General features: G+C 46.2%; 2 protein-coding genes and 1 pseudogene. All 3 read left to right on the top strand.

Features of this window, described 5'->3' with window-relative positions; all coding sequences use genetic code 11:
• A pseudogene (locus QUA10_RS28935) lies at positions 1 to 628 on the top strand (hypothetical protein); the annotation flags it as partial.
• A 14-nt stretch (positions 629 to 642) separates the two neighbouring features.
• Positions 643 to 1146, top strand: a complete 504-nt coding sequence (locus QUA10_RS28930; protein WP_333085960.1) for a hypothetical protein — start codon at positions 643 to 645, stop codon at positions 1144 to 1146.
• An 89-nt stretch (positions 1147 to 1235) separates the two neighbouring features.
• Positions 1236 to 1535: a hypothetical protein gene (locus QUA10_RS28925; RefSeq protein ID WP_333085959.1), complete on the top strand. Its 300-nt coding sequence runs from the start codon at positions 1236 to 1238 to the stop codon at positions 1533 to 1535.
• The last annotated feature ends 233 nt before the right edge of the window (positions 1536 to 1768 follow it).

Raw genomic sequence — 1768 nt, 5'->3', positions numbered from 1 at the left:
CGTGCGCCGCTACCGCCTCTATAAACGGCAGTACCGGGACTTTGCCGAATACTGCAAACTTGCATTAGGGCGATCGCTCTTCTACTGCAACAAGATTATTCAGGCCGCCAAAATCTGCCTGCACCTTATCAAATCCAAGTTCAAAGTTCTCCCAACCTGCGTCGCCCAAGCTTTGCCGCTGGTGAAATTTGCTCAAGTGGATGAGTACGGGCAAACCCAATTAGAGGAAAAATGGCAGACCGTACTTGACGGCTTCCCCCCGCACGTCATAACAGCGGCCAAAATCCAAGAAGCCTTGGACGAGAACCCAGAGGACAGAGCCAAGCAAGTCCGCATCGGCGGCAAATCATACCAACTGCTGCAAAAAAGAGCAGCAGCGGCCGGCATGGCCGTTTCTAAATATCTTGAAATGCTCATCGGCGGCACCGAACCGCCCGACGATGAAGAAGGCGACGGGCAAGGGGAACCGACAGAGCTGACACCCGAAAAAGAGGAAATTTGCGATCGGGCAGAAGCTTTCATCAAAGCTAAGCCCTCAGCAGGGTTTGGCAAGAATAAACCCTTAAAAAGCTATCAAAAAGGTATCAACACCACCATTAGATCGGACAAAGTGTCCGACTCATCCTAGTTTTTTTTAAAACCATGTCACACCATACTTTCACTTACAGGCATTCTGATTTGCCTGCGGTTCGCCCTGAAATCACAGCCGAAATTATCGCCATCGGTCTCCATGCCGATGACCTGATTTTAAAAAGTCACGGCAACTACCGCGAGCTTGAAGAACTCGCCGAAACTCTCAACAATTCTCTGAATACTTGCGAGCTAAACCTTAACTCGATCCGAATAATTCCCGACGACAGCCCACAACCTACAACCGTCAGTATGCAGGATTTACCAATTGAGCAAAAGCAACTTATTTTCGAGTGCGCAAGAACTAATTCGATTTTGCTCAATTTACTTAGCGAAATTGTTGGCCAGTCTTGCGAAGAATTAGCGCGGGATATAGCAATTCAAGCATCTATCCATCAAAAAACAGTGGAACAAAACGAAATAGAGAACTTCATCAATGACGTAATGATGCCTTTGGCTCAACAATCCAAAGAGCAGCCCCCAGCTAAAGGTCTTTACGTTTTTAAGCAGCTCTAAGAAATAAAAAGCAGTTGAATCCCGACTTCAACTGCTTAATTCCAAGCTATCTTGACCATTTCTTCCACAATGACATCTACCAACTTACCATGAACCAAACTGAAAACAGACAGATTGCCGACTTGGTGCAATCAGCTAAAGAACAATTTGGCGATTTTAGCGATGCCAAAAAACAAGAAATTTTTCTCTGCATCAAAGAAGCCAAAGCACGGGGATTGCTGCGAAAACAACCGCGCGACCTGTGCTTGAGCGAGTATATCAACACCGCTAATTACCTGCTGAGGACTTACTCAACTGAGGAGTTCAGCCGCGCATTAACTCAAAACCTTGACTACATATACGTGTACGTTGCCTTGGTCGGCACCAATTCAATCACAGTTACCGCCTGACGAGCTCGCACAGACTCTGCGAGCGAAACTCCCCTTAATAAAGGGGAGTCGCGGGATGAGTGGCGCTTTAAAAATGAAATTAGCTTAGTTGCTATTCTGGCTTCGTAAGCGCCAGCCCGCACCAACTAGGACACCATAAACGAGCCTTAATCAGTGAAGTAATACCATTTTCCTAAATATTTGCTACAGATAACCCATTTAATATGAATGGATATCCAGTCAAAGAGGCAATC

This window comes from Microcoleus sp. Pol8_D6, assembly GCF_036700965.1.
In the GTDB taxonomy this organism is placed as follows: Bacteria; Cyanobacteriota; Cyanobacteriia; order Cyanobacteriales; family Microcoleaceae; genus Microcoleus.
Note: the sequence above shows the minus strand (reverse complement) of the source record. Positions and strands in the feature narration are given on the sequence as shown.

Excerpts from the sequence above, each read along its gene's own strand:
- QUA10_RS28925 (WP_333085959.1), top strand. The coding sequence starts at position 1,236 with ATGAACCAAACTGAAAACAGACAGATTGCCGACTTGGTGCAATCAGCT.
- QUA10_RS28930 (WP_333085960.1), top strand. The coding sequence starts at position 643 with ATGTCACACCATACTTTCACTTACAGGCATTCTGATTTGCCTGCGGTT.